General features: G+C 53.6%; 25 protein-coding genes and 1 tRNA gene. 12 read left to right on the top strand and 14 right to left on the bottom strand.

Annotated features, from left to right (window positions below; genetic code table 11):
- Positions 1-27: 27 nt before the first annotated feature.
- From A3L09_RS04755 to A3L09_RS04745, 4 genes are read right to left on the bottom strand one after another with little or no spacing between them, the layout of a single operon-like run.
- The gene (locus tag A3L09_RS04755; RefSeq protein ID WP_088857870.1) at positions 28-612 is read right to left on the bottom strand and encodes a DNA replication complex subunit Gins51; all 585 of its coding nucleotides are present in this window, start codon (positions 610-612) and stop codon (positions 28-30) included.
- A 42-nt stretch (positions 613-654) separates the two neighbouring features.
- Entirely contained in the window at positions 655-1404 is a 750-nt protein-coding gene (locus A3L09_RS04750; protein WP_088857869.1) for a DNA polymerase sliding clamp, read from the bottom strand.
- 2 nt (positions 1405-1406) lie between these two features.
- Positions 1407-1583 (bottom strand): hypothetical protein, encoded by a 177-nt coding sequence (locus tag A3L09_RS10940; RefSeq protein ID WP_198362291.1) that lies wholly within the window; start codon positions 1581-1583, stop codon positions 1407-1409.
- Positions 1580-1909, bottom strand: coding sequence for a transcription factor S (locus A3L09_RS04745; protein WP_088858984.1), 330 nt, complete (start codon positions 1907-1909; stop codon positions 1580-1582). Before A3L09_RS04745 ends, A3L09_RS10940 begins: the two co-directional genes overlap by 4 nt.
- A gap of 76 nt (positions 1910-1985) precedes the next feature.
- Between A3L09_RS04745 and A3L09_RS04740 the strand changes: the two genes are divergently transcribed.
- From A3L09_RS04740 to A3L09_RS04700, 9 genes are all read left to right on the top strand, one after another.
- Positions 1986-2243, top strand: coding sequence for a hypothetical protein (locus A3L09_RS04740; RefSeq protein WP_088857868.1), 258 nt, complete (start codon positions 1986-1988; stop codon positions 2241-2243).
- Between the two features lie 59 nt (positions 2244-2302).
- Positions 2303-3631 carry a CoA-disulfide reductase gene (cdr, locus tag A3L09_RS04735; protein WP_088857867.1) on the top strand — a complete coding sequence of 443 codons (1329 nt, stop codon included), beginning with the start codon at positions 2303-2305 and terminating at the stop codon, positions 3629-3631.
- A gap of 96 nt (positions 3632-3727) precedes the next feature.
- A complete protein-coding gene (gene proS / locus A3L09_RS04730; protein ID WP_088857866.1) occupies positions 3728-5179 on the top strand; it encodes a proline--tRNA ligase in 1452 nt (483 codons plus the stop codon).
- Between the two features lie 55 nt (positions 5180-5234).
- Positions 5235-6851, top strand: coding sequence for a carbamoyltransferase family protein (locus A3L09_RS04725; protein ID WP_088857865.1), 1617 nt, complete (start codon positions 5235-5237; stop codon positions 6849-6851).
- A gap of 46 nt (positions 6852-6897) precedes the next feature.
- A complete protein-coding gene (locus A3L09_RS04720; protein ID WP_088857864.1) occupies positions 6898-7191 on the top strand; it encodes a ferritin family protein in 294 nt (97 codons plus the stop codon).
- Between the two features lie 30 nt (positions 7192-7221).
- Positions 7222-7425, top strand: a complete 204-nt coding sequence (locus A3L09_RS04715) for a hypothetical protein (RefSeq protein WP_088857863.1) — start codon at positions 7222-7224, stop codon at positions 7423-7425.
- A gap of 186 nt (positions 7426-7611) precedes the next feature.
- Positions 7612-8898 (top strand): translation elongation factor EF-1 subunit alpha, encoded by a 1287-nt coding sequence (gene tuf, locus A3L09_RS04710; RefSeq protein ID WP_088857862.1) that lies wholly within the window; start codon positions 7612-7614, stop codon positions 8896-8898.
- A gap of 52 nt (positions 8899-8950) precedes the next feature.
- Positions 8951-9259, top strand: a complete 309-nt coding sequence (gene rpsJ / locus A3L09_RS04705) for a 30S ribosomal protein S10 (protein ID WP_012571711.1) — start codon at positions 8951-8953, stop codon at positions 9257-9259.
- Between the two features lie 16 nt (positions 9260-9275).
- A tRNA-Ser gene (locus A3L09_RS04700) sits at positions 9276-9362 on the top strand.
- 29 nt (positions 9363-9391) lie between these two features.
- Here A3L09_RS04700 and A3L09_RS04695 read toward each other — a convergent pair.
- The 8 genes from A3L09_RS04695 to A3L09_RS04660 form a co-directional block, all read right to left on the bottom strand.
- A complete protein-coding gene (locus A3L09_RS04695) occupies positions 9392-9868 on the bottom strand; it encodes a PadR family transcriptional regulator (protein WP_088857861.1) in 477 nt (158 codons plus the stop codon).
- Positions 9869-9903: 35 nt separating this feature from the next.
- The gene (locus tag A3L09_RS04690) at positions 9904-10488 is read right to left on the bottom strand and encodes an adenine nucleotide alpha hydrolase family protein (RefSeq protein ID WP_088857860.1); all 585 of its coding nucleotides are present in this window, start codon (positions 10486-10488) and stop codon (positions 9904-9906) included.
- Positions 10489-10529: 41 nt separating this feature from the next.
- On the bottom strand, positions 10530-11084 hold the full coding sequence (locus tag A3L09_RS04685) for a DUF998 domain-containing protein (protein WP_088857859.1): 555 nt from the start codon (positions 11082-11084) through the stop codon (positions 10530-10532).
- A 10-nt stretch (positions 11085-11094) separates the two neighbouring features.
- Entirely contained in the window at positions 11095-12240 is a 1146-nt protein-coding gene (thiI, locus tag A3L09_RS04680; RefSeq protein WP_088857858.1) for a tRNA uracil 4-sulfurtransferase ThiI, read from the bottom strand.
- Between the two features lie 4 nt (positions 12241-12244).
- Positions 12245-12565, bottom strand: coding sequence for a hypothetical protein (locus tag A3L09_RS04675; RefSeq protein WP_088857857.1), 321 nt, complete (start codon positions 12563-12565; stop codon positions 12245-12247).
- 218 nt (positions 12566-12783) lie between these two features.
- Positions 12784-13860, bottom strand: coding sequence for a DUF835 domain-containing protein (locus A3L09_RS04670; protein ID WP_088857856.1), 1077 nt, complete (start codon positions 13858-13860; stop codon positions 12784-12786).
- Between the two features lie 154 nt (positions 13861-14014).
- Entirely contained in the window at positions 14015-15337 is a 1323-nt protein-coding gene (locus A3L09_RS04665) for a TldD/PmbA family protein (protein WP_088857855.1), read from the bottom strand.
- A 10-nt stretch (positions 15338-15347) separates the two neighbouring features.
- On the bottom strand, positions 15348-16769 hold the full coding sequence (locus tag A3L09_RS04660; RefSeq protein ID WP_088857854.1) for a TldD/PmbA family protein: 1422 nt from the start codon (positions 16767-16769) through the stop codon (positions 15348-15350).
- 127 nt (positions 16770-16896) lie between these two features.
- On the opposite strand from A3L09_RS04660, the gene A3L09_RS04655 reads away from it, so the two are divergent.
- Positions 16897-17115, top strand: a complete 219-nt coding sequence (locus A3L09_RS04655) for a hypothetical protein (protein WP_088857853.1) — start codon at positions 16897-16899, stop codon at positions 17113-17115.
- Positions 17116-17125: 10 nt separating this feature from the next.
- On the top strand, positions 17126-17392 hold the full coding sequence (locus A3L09_RS04650; RefSeq protein ID WP_088857852.1) for a type II toxin-antitoxin system RelE family toxin: 267 nt from the start codon (positions 17126-17128) through the stop codon (positions 17390-17392).
- Here A3L09_RS04650 and A3L09_RS04645 read toward each other — a convergent pair whose 3' ends face one another.
- Positions 17393-17683 (bottom strand): MazG nucleotide pyrophosphohydrolase domain-containing protein, encoded by a 291-nt coding sequence (locus A3L09_RS04645; RefSeq protein ID WP_088857851.1) that lies wholly within the window; start codon positions 17681-17683, stop codon positions 17393-17395. It lies immediately after the preceding gene.
- Between the two features lie 97 nt (positions 17684-17780).
- On the opposite strand from A3L09_RS04645, the gene A3L09_RS04640 reads away from it, so the two are divergent.
- A complete protein-coding gene (locus tag A3L09_RS04640) occupies positions 17781-18296 on the top strand; it encodes a cob(I)yrinic acid a,c-diamide adenosyltransferase (RefSeq protein WP_088857850.1) in 516 nt (171 codons plus the stop codon).
- Here the strand turns inward: A3L09_RS04640 and A3L09_RS04635 are convergent.
- Positions 18289-19617 carry an MFS transporter gene (locus tag A3L09_RS04635; protein WP_088857849.1) on the bottom strand — a complete coding sequence of 443 codons (1329 nt, stop codon included), beginning with the start codon at positions 19615-19617 and terminating at the stop codon, positions 18289-18291. The two genes, A3L09_RS04640 and A3L09_RS04635, sit on opposite strands and share 8 nt — an antisense overlap.
- Between the last annotated feature and the right edge of the window lie 9 nt (positions 19618-19626).

Genomic DNA, 19626 nt, shown 5'->3' with positions numbered 1-19626 from the left:
TTTCTTTATTCCCAAATGGAAAAGAATTCAAAATGAGAGCCTGATTTTCTGGGCAACCCCACGTTTTAAAAGAACATCCGCGATACTCCTTGGCAGAACCGCGAGATCACCGGCCTTTATCGGACCGTACTCGTTAAGGTTCTCGTCGAGAATCCGGGGAACATCCTCGGTAACAATGTACGCTTCCGTGGGAGCTTTGCTGGTAAGGGAGACCGAAGGTTCTTCATTAGCGGTTTCGGACTCTGAAGGTATGCTCTCCGGGGAGACCACTTCAATTCCAGGGAGCTCACCCCGTTCCACGAAGGCCTTTAGAACGAGGAACATCCTCTTCTCCTCATCCACAAGCTCAGGAGGAGTCCCCGAGAACGCCATATCGACGAGCTTGTGAAGCCTCACCCGAAGTATCTCCCTCATCAGCCCCTCGGCTATTTTAAGCTGTTCGAGGTAGAGCCTCTCTTCGATCTCCTCTCCCCTCTCCCTTGAGCTCTCGGCGCCCAGTTTTAGGGCCTTCATGAGACTGTCGTAGTCCCTGTAAAAGCCCTCATCCAGAGGTGAGAGCTCATCGCTGGAGAGTTCTCCTTCTAGCATCTCCCTGAGCTTGACGATGTCCATGGCTTTCCACCGTTCAGGAGATTATCAAAAGAAGAAAAGGTATCAGTCCTCAACCCTGGGAGCGAGGAGGAACGTCAGCTTGCCCTCGTCGCGGATGAAGTAGTCCATCTGGAGCGGCATCTCGTTGCCGAAGCGGATCGTCACCTCGTCGGCCTTGCCGATGCCCTTCACCATGTCTGCGAGGTAACTTATTCCGTAGGCGCTCTTGGTCTCCTCATCGACCTCAAGGTCAAGAAGGCCCTCGTCCTCGAGGGTGAGCTTTATCTCGACCTCGTTGGTCTCACCCTCGGCCTTCATTGTGAACTCGTTCTCCTTGGCTATGAACTTCATGGCGTCGCTGACTAGAGAGGCGTCTTTAACGGCCTCCTTCAGAACCTCCCCGAGGAGAACCACCTTGGCAGTGAACGGGAGCTCCGGAAGGTCGAGCTCCAGCTCCTCCACATCGATCAGCGGAAGGCGGAAAGTCCTCTTGGCAGTGCCCTCAAAGGTCACCTCAAGGAAGTTCTCGTCGCCCTTCCTGAGGATGAGGGTGTCCTTGCCCTTTCCGCGCTTGAGTATCTTCTTGAAGTGGTCTATGTTAACCCCGATTGTCTCCTCTTCCTCGACCTCGTACTTGGAGAATATGCTCTCCGGAAGGTTCAGGTCTATGAGAACAACCCTGCTGGGATCCATGGCGCGCATGCTTATGCCCTCTTCCGTGACCTTAAATGCGGCCTCGTCTATCAGGTTGCTTGCGGTCGCTATGAGATCCGCGAACTCCTTTGCCCCATCAAAAACGATCTCAAACGCCATCTTTATCCCTCCTTATTCAGTATCCCAAGCATTAGCCTAACCCTTTCTTTCCCCCGGAATAGATAAGCTTTTCCGTTGTCGGTACCGGGTACCCTGCGGTAGGCCTCCTCAAGCTCCTTCAGGGCCTTCTGCGCGAGCTTTCTGAGGGTTTCCCTCTCAAGTTCGGTGAGCTCCCTCACTCGTAGGCCCTCCAGACGTAGCCGCACTTGGTACACTTGTAGAATATCGTGCTCGGCTCGTCTCCAGCACGGGTCTGCATCTCCCACCAGTAGGCGGTGTCGTTGCCGCACTTGGGGCAGATTACGTGGGTCGTCGGAAGGGTCTTGACGTCCTGCTCGACCACGATTATTCCCTCGTCAGGCTTGTGCTCCACCTTTTGTGTTATTTTAGCATTCTTTTTGTCTTCGTCAGTTATCGGCTCCTCATAGCCACAGTTTGGACAGACCCAGACGTTCTTCTTCCTGTCCGGACGCATGAGAGTGCCGCATTTTGGGCAGAACTTCAATCCCGCCATTTTTCTCACCTCCAGCCAATATGGGGGTATGCGGGAAGGTAATAAAAAGGTTTGCGACGAGTAGGGAATGGTGATCGTGATGGGTGAAGAAGTCGATGTTTTTGAGTTGGCAAGGAGATACCACGGTGAGCTGAAGATCGAGGAGCCCAGCCTGGCAACCCTGGCTGCGGAGCTCTTTGATGATCTAGGCCTTAAAATCCGGGAGTTCCTTGAGGGGGAAGGCTATTCGCTCACTGGAGCAAAGTTCATAGACTACGACAAGAGCCTCGTCTTAAGCATGATGAAGGGGGACAGGACTTACGAGATAATACTAAGAAAGACCTGAGGACATTTCTGTCACCTAATGTTTTTAACTGATGGTTCGAAAGCCCGCTGGTGGTTGGTATGGAGAGGAAACGCGTTGTTATCATAGGCGGTGGAGCGGCAGGAATGAGCGCCGCATCGCGCGTCAAGAGGCTCAAGCCCGAGTGGGACGTCAAGGTCTTCGAGGCGACGGAATGGGTGAGCCACGCTCCCTGTGGTATCCCCTACGTAGTTGAGGGTATTTCGCCCAAGGAGAAGCTCATGCACTATCCGCCGGAGGTCTTCATCAAAAAGCGCGGCATAGACCTCCACATGAAGGCTGAGGTAATCGAGGTCGAGCAGGGGCGCGTGCGCGTGAGAGAACCAGATGGGGAGCACACCTACGAGTGGGACTACCTCGTCTTCGCAAACGGTGCCTCGCCGCAGGTTCCGGCGATAGAGGGCTGTCACCTGGAAGGAGTATTCACAGCAGACCTGCCGCCCGACGCCGTTGCGATAACCGAGTACATGGAGAAGCACGACGTTAAGAACGTCGCCGTCATCGGAACTGGTTACATCGCCATTGAGATGGCAGAAGCCTTTGTTGAACGCGGGAAGAACGTCACCCTCATCGGCAGGAGCGAGAGGGTTCTCAGAAAGACCTTCGACAAGGAGATAACCGAAGTCGTGGAGGGGAAGCTCAGGGAAAACCTCAACCTCCGCCTTGAGGAGCTGACGATGCGCTTTGAAGGGGACGGAAGGGTCGAGAAGGTCATCACCGACGCCGGCGAGTACCCGGCCGACCTCGTCATAGTGGCCACCGGGATAAAGCCAAACACCGAGCTGGCCAGGCAGCTTGGTGTTAGGGTGGGAGAGACAGGGGCAATCTGGACAAACGATAAAATGCAGACAAGCGTCGAGAACGTCTACGCCGCCGGAGACGTCGCCGAGACAAAACACATGATAACGGGCAGACGTGTATGGATGCCCCTCGCCCCAGCCGGAAACAAGATGGGCTACGTGGCCGGAAGCAACATAGCGGGCAAGGAAGTCCACTTCCCCGGCGTCCTTGGAACTAGTATAACCAAGTTCCTCGACCTCGAGATAGGAAAGACAGGTCTTACTGAGGCGGAGGCAATAAAGGAGGGCTACGATGTCAGGACTGCTTTCATAAAGGCCGGAACAAAGCCCCACTACTATCCTGGCTCCAGGACGATATGGCTCAAGGGCGTAGTCGACAACGAGACGAACAAACTGCTCGGTGTGCAGGCTGTAGGTGCCGAGATACTCCCGAGGATAGACACGGCCGCGGCTATGCTAACCGCAGGGTTCACCACGAAGGACGCCTTCTTCACGGACTTGGCCTACGCACCACCCTTTGCCCCAGTCTGGGACCCGCTCATAGTCCTCGCCAGGGTTCTAAAGTTTTAGGGTTAGATCCCCTTTCTTTCCCAACTTTTCCGCCCTCGACTTCTATCGAAAAAAACTTAATAAACAGCTTTTCCCTGCAACGGCTAGGTGGTGCAGATGGCGGGTAAAGTTAAGAGGGAAAAGTGGAGCGAGAATTTCAGCGAGTGGTACAACGAGCTCATCGAGACCGCTGGAATCCAGGACAAGCGCTATCCGGTTAAGGGAATGAACATCTGGCTCCCGTACGGACTTAAAATCATGAGAAACATAGAGCGCTTCATTCACGCCGAGATGGAAAGAACAGGCCACGACGAGGTTCTCTTCCCGGCTTTAATTCCTGAAACAGAGTTTCAGAAGGAGGCCGAGCACATAAAGGGGTTCGAAGGGGAGGTTTACTGGGTTACCCACGCTGGATTGGATCCTCTTGATGTTAGGCTCATCCTCCGCCCAACGAGCGAGACCGCTATGTACTCGATGTTCTCCCTCTGGATAAGATCCCACGCTGACCTTCCCTTCAAGGTTTACCAGATAGTCAACACATACCGCTACGAGACCAAGCACACAAGGCCCCTCATCAGGGTCAGAGAGATAAGCAGGTTCTTTGAGGCCCACACGGCCCACGACAGCTACGAAGATGCGGAGAGACAGATAAAGGAGGACCTTGAGATATTCGACAACCTCGCCAAATTCCTGGCGATTCCGTACATAGTCTCCAAGAGGCCGGAGTGGGACAAGTTCCCCGGGGCGTACTATTCGCTCGGCGCTGAAGTGATGATGCCCGACGGCAGGACGCTCCAGATAGGCACGATGCACAACTACAAGCAGAACTTTGCCAAGGCCTACAACATCCAGTACGAGACGGAGGAGGGAGAGCACGAGTACGTTCACCAGACGACCTTCGGAATGAGCGAGAGGCTTCTGGCTGCTGTTATGGCTATACACGGCGATGACAACGGTCTAGTTCTCCCGCCCACGATAGCGCCGATACAGGTCGTCATCGTCCCGATACCGAAGAAGAATGCCGAAGCCGACGTCTTCGCCTACGCGCGCGAGATAGCCGATGAACTCAGAACCGCTGGAATAAGGGTTCACGTTGATGAACGCGACATAAGACCAGGCAGGAAGTACTACGACTGGGAGATGAAGGGAGTTCCGGTGAGGATAGAGGTCGGCCCGAGGGACGTGGAAGGAAAGAAGGCCGTCATAGCGAGGCGCGACACTCTCACCAAGAAGGTCGTCGAGAGGGGGGAGCTCGTTGAGGCCGTTAGGAAAACCTTCGACGAGATAATGGAGAACCTCTACCAGAGGGCGAGCGAGTTCCTCGAGAGCCACATCAAGCGCGTCGATACCATCGAGGAGGCCAAAGAGGTATTCGAGGACAGGCGCGGAATCGTCGAGATTCCCTGGTGCGGTGAGGAGGAGTGCGGCCTCAAGATGGAGGAGGAACTGGACGCCAAGATGCTCGGAATTCCCTATCCGGAGGAGAAGGCCAAAGCCCCGGAGAGCAAGAAGTGCCCGGTCTGCGGCAGGGAAGCCAAGTTCATCGCGAGGTTCGCGAGAACTTATTGATTTCCCATTTTTGAATCGGCGTTAATTTTCAAAATTTAATTTTATGGTGGCGACAATGATCCTCGGAGTCCACGACGGTCACGACGCGGGAGCCGTTCTGATAGACGGCGACAGAATCTTTGCGGTGAACGAGGAGCGCTTAAACCGAATTAAAAAGTACCGCGGCTTCCCTGAGCTGAGCATCAAGAAAGTCCTTGAAATGGCCGGGGCTTCCCCAGAGGACGTTGAGGTAATAGCAATAGCAGGCATATTCCGAAAGCAGAAGAGACTTATAGAACTTGAGGAGAACCTAAAATCAATCCTCGGGCCGGATTTTAAGCGGAAGGTTCTTTTCGTCGAACACCACCTTGCCCACTCGGCCTCTGCATACTACACGTCAGGCTGGAGGGATGCGGTAGTCCTGAGCATAGACGCGGCAGGAGACGGGCTTAGCTCGTCGGTTTACATAGCCAGAGACGGCGAGATGATCAGGATAGCCCAGAGCACCTATTTAGACTCCCTCGGCGACTTCTATGCCTCCGTTACTGAACTCCTAGGATTTAAGCCGATGAGGCACGAGGGCAAGGTGATGAGCCTAGCTGCCTACGGAAAGCCCACCTACGATTTAAGCTCAATAATCGAGTTAAACGGCCTGACCTTCGAGAACCACCTCAAAGTTGTTGGCATCGAGGCGACGAGAAAATTAGCTGAGCTGTTCAATTACCCTCTCAGGCATGCAAAGGAGATAGCCACTCAGATGAAGCACGGAAAGCTCGATGGAAAGCTCCAGAGGAAGGCGATAGAGATAGCCGCCAGCGCCCAAGCCCACCTTGAAAAGCTTGTTGAAGAGCTCGGACTCAACCTTAAAGGCTACTCCCTGCCGGTGGCCTACGCTGGCGGTGTTGCCCAGAACGTCAAGGCCAACGCGGTTTTAAGGCACGTTTTTGGAGACGAGGACCTCTGGGTGTTCCCAGCTATGGATGACGGAGGCCTAGCATTTGGGGCGGCGGTCTTCGTCAAGGCTCAGTTCGAGAGGCTAGATGGGAAGTGGAGACCATTCAAGCTGGAGCACGTCTATTTGGGACCTGAGTATTCGAGTGAAGAGATAGAGAGCGTTCTTAAAGAGGAGGGATTTGAGTACGCGGAGGTAACCGATATTCCCGGGTTCGTCGCCGATGCCCTCCTAGATGGAAAGCTCGTCGGCCTTTTCCAGGGGAGGATGGAGTTCGGGCCGAGGGCTTTGGGCAACCGCTCAATTCTGGCCGATCCGAGGGACGAAGGAGTAAAGGAGAGGCTCAACGTTGCCCTGAAAAGGGACGTCTTTCAGCCCTTTGCACCCTCGGTGCTCTGGGAGAAGGCAGGAGAATACCTTGAAGACCTTAACGGAAGGCCCAACGAGTTCATGACGATGAGCTACACTGCCACAGAGGAATTTAGGAAACTTGCCCCAGCCGTTGTACACGTTGACGGAACAACGAGGCCGCAGGCTGTAAGGAAAGAGTCTAATGAATTGTACTATTCAGTAATTAAAGAATTCAACAAAAAAGCAGGAATTGGTGCGGTTCTCAACACGAGCTTCAACATGCACGGAGAGCCGATAGTTTGCTCACCCCGGGACGCGCTGGAAACGTTCAGAAAAGCCGGTTTAGATTTGCTTGTAATGGATGGCTTTGTCGTAATATCTTCAAAGTGAGAGTAACTTTTTATTTTCTCTTTTGGCATTATTTTTGGGGAGATCCATGGAAAAGACCGACGATAATCTGATCCCCGAACTGAGAGACCTCCTAGGAAAGCTGATGAGACTAGACGAGAAGGAATTAATCTCCTACTGGATTGAGGGTGAACTAGAGGAAGCCGAGATGTACTCCGAGCTCGCCAGAACTATCCGAGACATCGTCTGGGACGATAGAATTCCAAAGGTTTTCGAGGAGTTGGCCAACCAGCGCCTCCAACACTCTGAAATACTGTTAAAGACGTACAAATCTCTCTTCAGGGAAGAACCTACAAAAAACGTGGATCTGCCTCCAATGTAGGTTATCCTGCTTGAAAACAGGGTAAAACCCATGATAAGAAGTTCTAGATTAATGGATCTTCTCTCGATTCTACACGAAAACGAGCTTCTAATGGCAGAGGTCTACGAATATCTAGCGAAAAAACTGATGACCAACGGAGACACGTTTAAAATGCTCGCGGAAGCTGAAAGACAGCACGCGAGACTCCTTGCGGAGAGCATAAGGTACCTTATGGACACAAACCATGAAAAATAAAAAGAACTCCGCTAGAGGAGAACCGGCTTTTAGTTAACTTTTTAAACCTCCCCTTTAAATCAACACCGGGACTCATGAGGTCCCCCCGAAAACGGCGGGTTTCCCGCCCGAGGGGGCCGAGGTTCGAAAGATTTAAAAAGCCATCCTAGTCAATGAGGCTAGACCAAAATTTGGAGGTGTTTGAAAATGGCTAAGGAGAAGCCACACATTAACATTGTCTTTATCGGACACGTCGACCACGGTAAGAGTACCACCGTCGGAAGGCTCCTGTTCGACAGCCAGAACATCCCGGAGAACATCATCCAGAAGTTCGAGCAGATGGGTGAGAAGGGTAAGTCCTTCAAGTTCGCTTGGGTCATGGACAGGCTCAAGGAGGAGCGCGAGAGGGGTATCACCATCGACGTCGCCCACACCAAGTTCGAGACCCCGCACAGGTACATCACCATCATCGACGCTCCGGGCCACAGGGACTTCGTTAAGAACATGATCACCGGTGCCAGCCAGGCCGACGCGGCAGTTCTCGTCGTCGCCGCCACCGACGGTGTCATGCCGCAGACCAAGGAGCACGCCTTCCTTGCCAGGACCCTCGGTATCAACCACATGATCGTCAGCATCAACAAGATGGACATGGTCAACTACGACGAGAAGAAGTTCAAGCAGGTTGCCGACCAGGTCAAGAAGCTCCTGCAGATGCTCGGCTACAAGAACGTCCAGATCATCCCGACCAGCGCTTGGGAAGGCGACAACATCGTTAAGAAGAGCGACAAGATGCCCTGGTACAACGGCCCGACCCTCTTCGAGGCCCTTGACCAGATCCCAGAGCCGCCGAAGCCGACTGACAAGCCGCTCCGCATCCCGATCCAGGACGTTTACTCCATCAAGGGTGTCGGTACCGTTCCGGTCGGTCGTGTTGAGACCGGTGTCCTCAAGGTCGGTGACGTCGTCATCTTCGAGCCGGCTTCAACGATCTTCCACAAGCCGATCCAGGGTGAGGTTAAGTCCATCGAGATGCACCACGAGCCGCTCCAGGAAGCCTACCCAGGCGACAACATCGGTTTCAACGTCCGTGGCGTCGGTAAGAACGACATAAAGCGCGGTGACGTTGCCGGACACACCAACAACCCGCCGACCGTCGTCAGGCCGAAGGACACCTTCAAGGCCCAGATCATCGTCCTCAACCACCCAACAGCTATCACCGTCGGCTACACCCCGGTCCTCCACGCCCACACCCTCCAGGTCGCCGTCAGGTTCGAGCAGCTCCTCGCCAAGCTCGACCCGAGGACTGGAAACATCGTCGAGGAGAACCCGCAGTTCATCAAGACCGGTGACTCGGCCATCGTTATCCTCAGGCCGACCAAGCCGATGGTCATCGAGCCGGTCAAGGAGATCCCGCAGATGGGCAGGTTCGCCATCCGTGACATGGGCCAGACCGTTGCCGCGGGTATGGTTATATCCATCCAGAAGGCCGAGTGAAGGCCTTCTCTGACCTTTCCTTTACTTCCTTGAACTCTTAGGAGGGACGGAAATGCAGAAGGCAAGGATTAAGCTTGCGAGCACCAACATTAAGGCCCTCAACGAGGTCACTGACCAGATCAAGCAGATAGCAGAGAGGACCGGCGTCAGGATGAGCGGCCCGATACCGCTCCCAACCAAGAGGATAAGGATCACCACCAGAAAGAGCCCGGACGGAGAGGGCACCGCCACCTTCGACAGGTTCGAGCTCCGCGTCCACAAGAGGCTCGTCGACATTGAGGCAGACGAAAGGGCCATGCGCCAGATCATGCGCATCCGCGTTCCCGAGGATGTCACCATCGAGATCGAGCTCATCTCTTAATTCCTCTCATTTATGCGCCGGGGTAGCCTAGCCTGGGAAGGCGCGGGCCTGGAGAGTCCGTGGGCGTTTGCCCGCCAGGGTTCAAATCCCTGCCCCGGCGCCAAACCCTGGTTCTCACTTCTGAACTCAATTTCACGGGCTATTGTTTTTCCCCTGGATCTCCCCCAGCAGAATCAACCTAACTCTCTTCGCGAACTCTTCAAACTCCTTTGCTAGGGCCGCCTTTTGCTCCTCGCTCAGCTTGCTAACGGAACCGAATGCCTCCTTAAGAACCTCCGCGAGTTCTCTTCCTCCAAGCCTGGCGAACTCTCTGAAGCTCTCTGCCATTTCAAGGGCTTCTTTGACCTCGTAGTCATGCTCCTTGAGATACTCCTTTCCTTTCTCCGTTATGCGGTAGAGCTTCTTCTCCCTCTTGCCTTCGCTGGCGATCTCTATGAGACCGGCCCTCCTGAGGGAGGCAAGTATGGGATATATGGTTCCGGGACTTGGGTGGGGCATTCCGTACCTCTTTTCAAGCTCCGCCATTATGCCGTAGCCGTGAAGGGGTCGCTCCGCGAGAAGCTTCAAAACGAGAATTCTGAGGTGTCCCTTAAACTTCGGCTTCTCCATTTTTCTTTCACGGATATATCGCTTGATATGTTGCTTTATAAAACTTTTCTCACGGCCCTTGTTATATCCAGAAATTCCGCGAAGGAGGCACGGACAACAGGGTATTTCGGCGTGAAGGGACAGGGAGGCTCCCTCCTTGAGCTAATCTCAAAAGTACCTATGGCCTTCGCAATCCCTACTATCTCCTCCTTGTCAAATCCTATCAGCGGTCTTAGAATCGGAAGGTCGCTGACGGAGCTTACAACCAGCAGGTTGTCGAGGGTCTGGCTTGCCACCTGACCGAGGGAATCACCCATTATTAAAGCTTGTGCACCGATCTCATGCCCCACTTGACAGGCCTTCCTCACCATCAGCCACTTGCACAGGACGCAGGTATAGCGGGTCTTGCCGATTTCCTGAAGTCTCCTGAAAGCCGGGATATGTTCCTCCGAGAAGTCAACAACGATCGGATCACCGAGTTTTCCGTATCTCCTCAGGACATCAATTATTTCCAAGACCTTCCCTTCCTTCACAGCATCCTGCCTGAAGTGGACGGGAACAACCTCTATCCCCTTCCGGAGCATGAGATATATGGCCACCGGTGAGTCTATTCCAGAGCTGAGCAACGCTACCGCTCTCATGGCAGAGCATTCCTTCAACGCCTTAAGGCTCTTTTCAAAACTTAAAGTTTAAAACCCCTGAGAAGAAGAAAACCCAGGTAGGCGAACCACGCGAGTATTGTGGTGGCCCCCACAAGCTCGGGTATTGCAAGACCCCGGAAGGCCACGACACCGGCTAGGTACAGCATTAAGAGAAAAGTAACCCCTGCCAAGGCACTCCAAACGTATCCAACCCTTACTCCTCCTTCCCCCAGTTTGAAGCCCATCACCGCTATGTCCCCCAGGGCTAAAAGGTAGAAGAGCACCGCGGAGGGAGCGTGGAGGGAGGTTTCCTCAGGAAAAACCCCAACTAGGAATAAAAACACCGCCGCTATGGGCATCATGTAGCTGAGGCCGTTTCTGAAGGCGATGATCGATGGTACCATAGTAAAGATCGCGAATACCATCAGGAATCCGTTGAACCACCACCTAGCGGGATTTTCAAGTGAGCCCATGTCGCTGAGTGCGTTGTCGGTGAACGAGAACCAGGGATTGTGGTGAATAACCAGGGAAAGCCCGATAATGAAAATAGCGGGAAGGGAAAGGGCAACGTAGCCTGCGAGCTTTGTCAACTCCATGTTCCATCCCTCAGCATTCCCTCTTTCTCGGTTCTTCCTCAAACACTGCCCTGTATATCTTTTTGAACTCCTCCCAGGAACCCCTTATTACCGGGTGTTTAGGTATGAAAGGTATCTCATCCTCGGGAAGCGTCGACAGCTCGAAGGTGCCGATCCTCTTGGCCATTTCAACTATCTCCTCCTTGTCGAGGCCGATGAGCGGTCTGTAAATCGGCAGATCGGTCGCCTGACTGACTATGTACATGTTCTCGAGAGTCTGGCTTGCCACCTGGCCAAGGGAGTCGCCCATGACTATCCCCTTTGCGCCGAACTCCCTCGCAATTCTATCCGCATGCTTTACCATCATATACTTGCAGAAGACGCAGGTGTACTTTTCCTTCTTGAGCTCCTTGAGCTTCTGAATTATTTTCTCACGCTCCTTCGGCTTTATCACTATCAGCTCGCCTTTTCCACCGTAGCCGTACTTCTTGAGCTGGCTCCATATCTTCCTGACCTTCTCAAGCGTCTTCTCGCCCATGTAAATATGGACTGGAATGACCTCCACGCCGCGCTTCATCATGAGAAAGGCGGCAACCGGCGAGTCTATACCTCCGCTGAGAAGGGCAACGACCTTGCCCTGAGTGCCTATCGGAAGACCCCCCCAGCCCCTCACTTTCTCGACGTAGATATACGCCCTACCCTCCATCAGCTCAACGCCGACTTCTACATCGTACTCATGGAGGTTGACTTCACTCTCTTCGTTTTCGAGGATGTACTCACCGACCTTGGCCTGAACCTCCGGGCTCTTGAGCGGGAACTCCTTCGTTATCCTCCTAGCGGTAACTCGGAACCTCGGTCTCTCAAGGCCAAGCTCGCGCTTCATCTTCCTGAAGAGCTTCAGGGAAGTCCTGTTGATCTTCTCCATCTCGGCGTCGACTTCCATGGCCGGCGAGAGCGATACTATACCAAAAACCCTGGAGAGGACTTCTACCGATTCCCTTGCCCTGTTAGTCTTCACAAGAACCCTTCCATGCCTAGCCTCTATCTTCTTGAACTCAATCCCTTCGCTGACGAGGGCCTCCCTGATGTTGTTCATGAGGATGTTCTCAAACCATCTCCTCGTCTGCCTCGATTTCGTTCCGATCTCGCCGTACCTCACGATAACCACGTTGAACATGCGATCACCCCGCGGGAACTTTGATTACGATCTCGACGTACTTCTGAACCACTATGTAAAGGAACAGCGCCGCCGCGTAGGAGGAGAGGATTATAAGCTCGTTCATCTCGAAGATGTGCCTCGCAACCTCACGAGCACGCGGTGAGTTTGAGACTATAACCCCCATGTACCTCCGTTTTAAGAACTTATTGAGTTCTACCCCCAGGACTAGGAGGAAGACCCCAAGAAGTCCCCACATTTTTCCAAAAACCAGCATCAGGAGCAGTGTGGTCGCGGCTATGAACCAGCCGCCGATGACGCCGAGGAGGATCACGAACTCTATCATTTTCTCACCGGTAGGAGTTGAGCAGGGAAAATAAAAACGTTTAGGGGCCTACTCGGACTCCAGTTTCAGTTTCCATGCGGGAAGATATCAACCATTGAAAACCACAGAATCGAAGCATATGCAGAGATATCTCCAGATCCTAAGCCTTTGAACAACGCATCGGATTTATCCGGGAACTTTGCTTCTTCTTTGATTATGCCAAAACGTTCCAGCGAGGGCTACAGTTCCAGCTTCTCCAGCTCCCGGGTTATTATCCTCCACTCCTTTTCTGGATATGCGGAGGGATCTGTAACCAGGACTAGGGTGCCCCCGTACTTGGACGCGTAGTCCTTCAGGGAGAGCAGAAACTTAAGGGCGCTCTCAAAGCCGTTCTCCATCATCAAGTACTCGAAGCAGTCTATAACCACAAGGGAGTGGCCCTTTTCGAGGTACTTCCTTATGAGGTCGATCAGGATGCCCATATCCGTCGGGGATATCGTCATGATGCCCTCAGCCATTTCGCCTTCTGAGACCTTGCTCACCCAAAAAACAGGAAACCTGGGTTTGAGGCCCCGCAGTAGGTTTCTAGTTATGAGAATGCCGTTTCCGCTGGACTGCATCTTTTGGAGGAGGATCCTGAGGACCTTCGCCTCCGAGGAGTAGAATGCCCCGGTGGGGAGCTCTGTTATGGGCTTCTCGGGAGGCCTCACAGGAAGGAATGCGTAGTTCAGCATCCCTATGAATATCATCGCCCTAAAGATGGCTCCCAGTGCATAGAGATAACCGGACAGAGAGGTTTTAACTGTTATGGGGTACGTGAGGTTTATGATGCCCAAAAACAATGCTCCCAAGGGGAACAGAGTGGCCACGCTTTTAACACCGACCTCTTCCTTGATGAGGGCGTATCCCATGAGGATGAGAGAGGCCCCCATGAAGGGAAGGGGAAACGCGAAGAGGATCGTTGAGGGCTCGTTGAGCAGAACCGCCACCAGGACGTAGGCGGGCCCAATAACGGAGCTTACAAGGACGGTCAGCTGCCCCTTGAGTGTATCAAAGCTGTCTAGAACGAGGAGAGCCACCGTGATGAAGAGCGTACCCTCCAGCACAGCGAACGTGCTCAGTAAAGGAGCCAGCGCGTTTGCACTGGGGGTCCATCCCAGGTCGGTTAAGATTGCCCTTTGAGTCAGGGCCGCCAGAAAATCTATCCAGAGGGCGAGGGTCAGGGGAAACATGAACCCCTCCCTTCTTTTCCCCCAGCGGTATACGGCAAGCCCCCAAGTGAAGAGGCGCATGAGCACGTTCAATATCTCAAGCACAGTCTCTCACCAATTAACACCACCCCTTGGAAGCTAATAAGGTTTTGGCCCTCTTTCAACGTCCATCCAAAAGCCGCTTTCAGCTCCTTTGTCCTTACAATGGGGATTTCAGAAGAAAAGAAAAAACAACTGGAGAGATGAAACCTCACAACCTTCACTTCGTCGCCCTGGTTATACCAACATCTTTGACGAGCACGTACGGCGCCGAGACCGGGGTGTTTACCTCCCACCAGTGGATATGGTAGAGGTCTCTTCCGAGGGCTACGATGTTCTCAAGAATCCTCTGGAGATTGTCGCTCACCCTTATGTTCCTTATCGGCTTCAGCTCGCCGTTTTCAACCAGGAAGATGCCGTCCCTTGGAATGGTTGAGAAGTCTCCCGCAACGTAGTTCTGGAAGCGCGTGTACCATACGTTGGTGATGTAAATTCCCTGTTTCACATCGCTGAATAGCTCCTCCTTCGAGTAGTCGCCCGGCTCAAGGACTATGTTCCAGGCGTGGGGTATTACAAGACCGGCGTTGGCAGTCGTTTCAGTCCCGTACTTCTTGGCGAGGCTCGTGTTGAGGAGGAACGTCTTGAAGGTTCCGTTTTCGATTATTGCAGTTTCCCTCGTTGGAACGCCCTCATCGTCGAACTTCCTGGTTCCATAGCCGTTGGGCATGTTTCCAACGTCCTTGATGGTGACCCCTTCGGCGGCGACTTTCTGCCCGAGCTTGTTCACGAGGAATGAGAAACCAGCTTCTGCGGCATAGGCGGACGTCATGAAGCTCATGTAGCTCAGCAGGTTGGCGAAGGCCAATGGGTCAAAGATGACGTCGAACTTCCCTTCCGGCCCCTGCTCCGGGTTCTGGGCGAGCTTTGCTATCTCACCGGCCTTCCTTCCGGCGCTCTCGGGGTCAAACTTCTTGAGAACGCGAACCGAGTTCGTCCCGTGGCCGCTCTCAAGATCGCCGATGAAGGCGCGAACACTTATCTCTATCCCGGTGCCCTCGTCGAAGGCTTCAACGCCGTTGCTCGTTGTGAGGTAAATCTTGTCGTGGTCGGTGTAGAGCACTCCGGCTACCCTCTTCGCCCCCTCCTCAAGGGCCGCGTTTATTGCCCTCTCAACGTACTCGTTCGGCTCGTCGAGCTCGACTATGGCTTTATCGAAGGTCTCCGAGATGTCCCTGTACTCGAACGGCCCCTCGGCTATGCCGTAGTAGTCCTCCTTCGGGGCCATGCCCTTCATGTTGGAGAGGAGCGTTTTGAGTGTCCGCTCGATGTTCTCCTCGCTCAGCTCGGTTATCGTCGTTCCTGCAACGCGCTTCTCCAGCTCCACGAAGAGCTCGACCTTCCTCTCGTGCCAGTTCTTGGCGATGGTTATTTCGTTGTTGGCGAAGCGGACCTGCCTCCGGTTTGTTTCGTAGCTCAGGACAACCACGTCACCGAAGCCGAGTTCCTTCGCCTTCTTGAGGATGAACTCGTTAACGTCGAACATCTCCACCACCTCACGGCCTCCTAAGCGGAATATCGCGTAGTCTCGCGTGGGCACCGCCCATCCAGACTGGAACGCCCTGTCCTGGCTCGCCCTTTCCGCAGGTTCCTGGATAGAACTCGACATCCTTGCCAACGGCATCGACGCTGCTCCATAAAGCCCTCGTCGTTATCTCGAGGATGGGCCTCCTGACAGGGTGCTTTATCTCGCCGTTCTCGATGAGATAAGCCTCTCTGCCTATGTACCTCTGCTGGTATCTTCTATCGTCTATGTTCCACTCGTTGAAGCTCACCATGTAGACGCCGAGCTTAATATCTTCAATCAGCTCCTCGAAGGAGTGATCGCCTGGAGCTAGGTAGGTGTTCGCCATCCTCACTATCGGCTCGCGGTTGTAGTTGATGGCCCTAGCGGCCGCGTTTGAGCGCTGCCCGAGCTTGTAGGCGTACTCTCTGTTGGTGAGAAACTCGGTGATGATTCCGTTCCTTATTAGGTACCTCGGACGGGCTTTAACGCCCTCGTCGTCGTAGAGATAGAAGCCCCAGCTGTTCGGTATCGTTGGGTCTTCAATGACGGTAACGACGTCGCTTCCAATCCTCTCGCCGAGCATGTCCGGCTTTACGAAGCTCTCTCCCGCCTGGGCCGCCTCCCTTCCGAATATCCTGTCTGACTCGTAGGGGTGCCCGACGCTCTCGTGTACTGCTATTCCAGCGACCTCGGGGCTTATCACGAGGTCAACCTTCCCCTCGGGTGCCTTCTGCCCCTCTTGGATAAGCCTCTTGAGTGCCTGAACATCCTTGACAGCCCACTTCCAGGGTTCGTCCCTCTCGAGAAGTTCCAGCCCGCCGGCAAAGGCCCTCTGGACGAATGGAGCCTGCTCCATCTGGCCGTTCTCGAAGACGACGAGGTTGTAGACCGTTGAGACGCGCGGAATAACGCTCTCAACCAAAGCCCCATCGCTGTTCATGAAGATCTTGTGCCACACCTGGTCAGAGTACATTAGATAGCGCATCGGGACGTTTACGCCGGTAGCCTTTACCTCCTCCTCGATTTTCTTCAGGAGTTCAAGCTTCTCCTCCGGAGAAACGCCGCGGAAGTCCTTCCTCATCTTAACCTCATAGTAAACTTCGTGAAAGTCCTCCTCGCTGAAGCGTATCGGCTCGTTCCTTACCTTCGATGCGGCCTTAGCGAGCTTTACGGCCTTCTTCACCGCCTCGGCCACGCTTTCCCTAGTTAGAACGTTGGTTGAGGCGAAGCCCATTCCACCGTTTACGAGAACCCTGATGCCAATCCCCTTGTCTGCCTCTATCGAGAGCCCCTCGGGGTTTCCGTTTTTCATTGCCAGGGAAGTGCCGTTCTTCTCCTCGAAGCGCGCTTCCCCATAATCCGCCCCCAGTTCGAGGGCCTTCTCAACGGCGAACTCCACAAGTTCATGCATGCACACCACCTCGGTTTACTGCATAGGATAGTGCTCTCCGGAGTATAAAAATCTTTTCGCTTAGATGATGGTCGAAAAGACTCGTAAGCTTTAAGTTTCCCGAAACAGAACGACAAGTGGTGAGGACATGAGCGATAGTGTGAACATCTCCCTAATCCTCCGAGACATTCAATTAATGAGAAAAAAGCTGGATGAGATCGAAAAAGAGCTTCTCAAGCTGAAAATTCAGGAGCTTGAGGAGGAAGAAGTCACCGAGGACGAACTCCAAGAGATTGACAAGCTGTCTGAAGAGGCCAGAAAGAGTGGGATCTTATGGGAAGAAGCGAAGAAAGAGCTCGGACTGTGAGGGACTTTTTATGTCCTACAGAGTGATTCTTCATCGAAATGTACTAAAAAGCTTAAAACAAGCTCCTGATAGCATCAAACAAAGATTTTATGAGTTTGTTGAAGAACTCAGGTTCAACCCAATTCCCTCGGAAAGATTTGATATTAAAAAGCTCAAAGGCCGTAAAAACACGTTCAGAGTGCGTCTGGGAGGATATAGGGTAATTTACGAGCTTGAAAAAGATGAGTTGTTGATTTTGATTATTAAATTTGGAAAGCGGGAGAACGTTTACGAGTAGTCACTTCTCCTCGCACTCACAGGGCTTCTTCCCGCAGTATGGACAGACGCCGGGGTACTTCTTTTTCGCCGCCTCCTCAAGATCAATCCCAAGCAGGTTAGCAAGGCTCGCAAGCCAGGCCAGAACGTCTGCAAACTCCTCCTCCATCGATTCCCTATCGCGCTTCCTTATCGCCTCGCTCAGCTCACCAATCTCCTCGACGAACCAGAGAAACGTCCTCTCAACGCCGCGCTTCGAATCCTTGTGAAAGTAGATCTCCCTTATCATGTCCTGAAACTCTCTTATCTCCATTTCTCTCACCCCATTGGGCGACGGTCGAGGGAGTATAAAAACCCACCCATCCAAAAAGGCAATAAAGGTTTTTGCCCCATCGAGATTGGTGGTCAAAATGTCCATTACCACGAAAACTGGAGATAAGGGTTTGACCGGCCTCTTCACCGGGGAGCGCGTTGCAAAGTACTCGCCGATTATGGAGGCGAACGGAACGATAGACGAGCTGGACAGCTTCATCGGCGAGGCAAAGCACTACGTCCCAGAGGAGATGGTTGGGATCCTCGAAAAGATCCAGGTTCAGCTCTACGACCTAATGGCAGAGCTGGCGAGCAAGGGGAAGTACGCAAAGATAGGGGAAGAAGAGGTAAAGTGGATGGAGGAGCTTATTCATAAGTATGAAGAAGAGTTCCAGATGAGGGCTTTCGTCCTGCCGGGCTCAACCATAGCCAGCGCCAAGCTCGATATCTGCAGGACCGTTGCAAGAAGGGCGGAGAGGAAGGTTGCAAGGCTCGTCCTCGACTACGGCTTCGGCCAGAACGCACTCGTCTACCTCAACAGGCTCAGTGACCTGCTCTTTATAATGGCAAGGGTCATAGAGAAGAGGGAGGGGAAGGTAAAGGAGGTTAAGTAACCTCCGCGTTCCCATTCTTTTCTCCCCCCACATCCGCAAGAAGGGTTTCCCTGTGATTCATCCAGAAATAAGCGACCACGGCACCCATTCCGGCCCAGAGGCCGAGTGACACCCCCCATGCTGGGAACCTGTCGAGGAGAGGCCCAACTGCAACCAGGCCGAGGGGCCCGGAAACGTGCATCATCACCGCCATGGCAGAGAACACCCTCCCCCTCAGCTCACTAGGGACGGCGCGCTGAATCTTTGAGTTTAAGGGGACGCTTAAGAAAGCCTCAACCGCCCCCCAGAGCACGTTGATTGTCGCCAGGAAGAGGAACACCCCCGTCCGATCAAAAGCTGAGAGCGGGCTTATTGCCCACGTAAAGAGAAGTATCATGAAGCCGTCGAAGAGGAGCGCGTGGAAGAGATACATTCCAGCCTTTCTGCCAAACTTCATCCCTATCAGCATGTTCCCGGCGAGGGCGCCGAGCATGAAGGCGCTCTCAAGAAGACCGAACTGATAGCTGGAGAACTTAAGGACTTCCCTGAATGAGTAGGGCATGAGAACGGCTCCAAATGGCTGTCCGAAAGCCATCATAAACAGGGCAAAGAACATGAGGGTCCTCAGATACCTGTTCGAAAGCAGGTACGAGATCCCCTCCCGCAGATCGTCTACAACCTGGGAGAAGCTCTCAAGCTCCTTTGTCCTCCATTCGTACTTTATGAGGGCCTCAAACAGGCCGGAGCCGAAGAAGCTGACCGCGTTGATTAGTATGGCAAGCCTTATGCCGCCGACTGCGTAGATAAAGCCGCCGAGGGCCGGCCCCACCAGCCTCGCCAGTATGTTCATGGAAGAGTTCACCGAGTTGGCCCTCTCAAGCTCATCTGGTTCCACAAGATCCGGAAACATCGCGCTTGTGGCGGAGCCGAAGAACGTGCCCATGACTGCCATTACAACCTGAACGACTATAAGCTGGTTCAGCTCCAGAAGGTTGAAGGCCAGGACGCCGAAGAGGAGAATCCCCCTCGCGATATCGAACCAAACCATCAGCTTCTTTCTGTTGTAGCGGTCGCCCACGACCCCGGCGAAGGGCATTACTATCATGGCCGGGATCATCTCGGCGAGGATGAATGCGGTCATCATGCCCCCGCTGTGGGTCTTGTCGAGAACATAGAGGGGCAACGCAACATCCTGAACCGCCCAGCCGAGCTGTGAAATAAAGCGCCCCACCGCGAATAGCCAGAAGTTTTTTCCGAGTGACCTCAAGTCGTCGAGCATCTTCCCTAACCCCCTTACTACAACTGCACTAGACCGCTCAGTCCACTTCCGCCTTCCGCGCAGAAGTGAGCA

This window comes from Thermococcus profundus (assembly GCF_002214585.1).
Classification (GTDB): domain Archaea; phylum Methanobacteriota_B; class Thermococci; order Thermococcales; family Thermococcaceae; genus Thermococcus; species Thermococcus profundus.
Note: the sequence above shows the minus strand (reverse complement) of the source record. Positions and strands in the feature narration are given on the sequence as shown.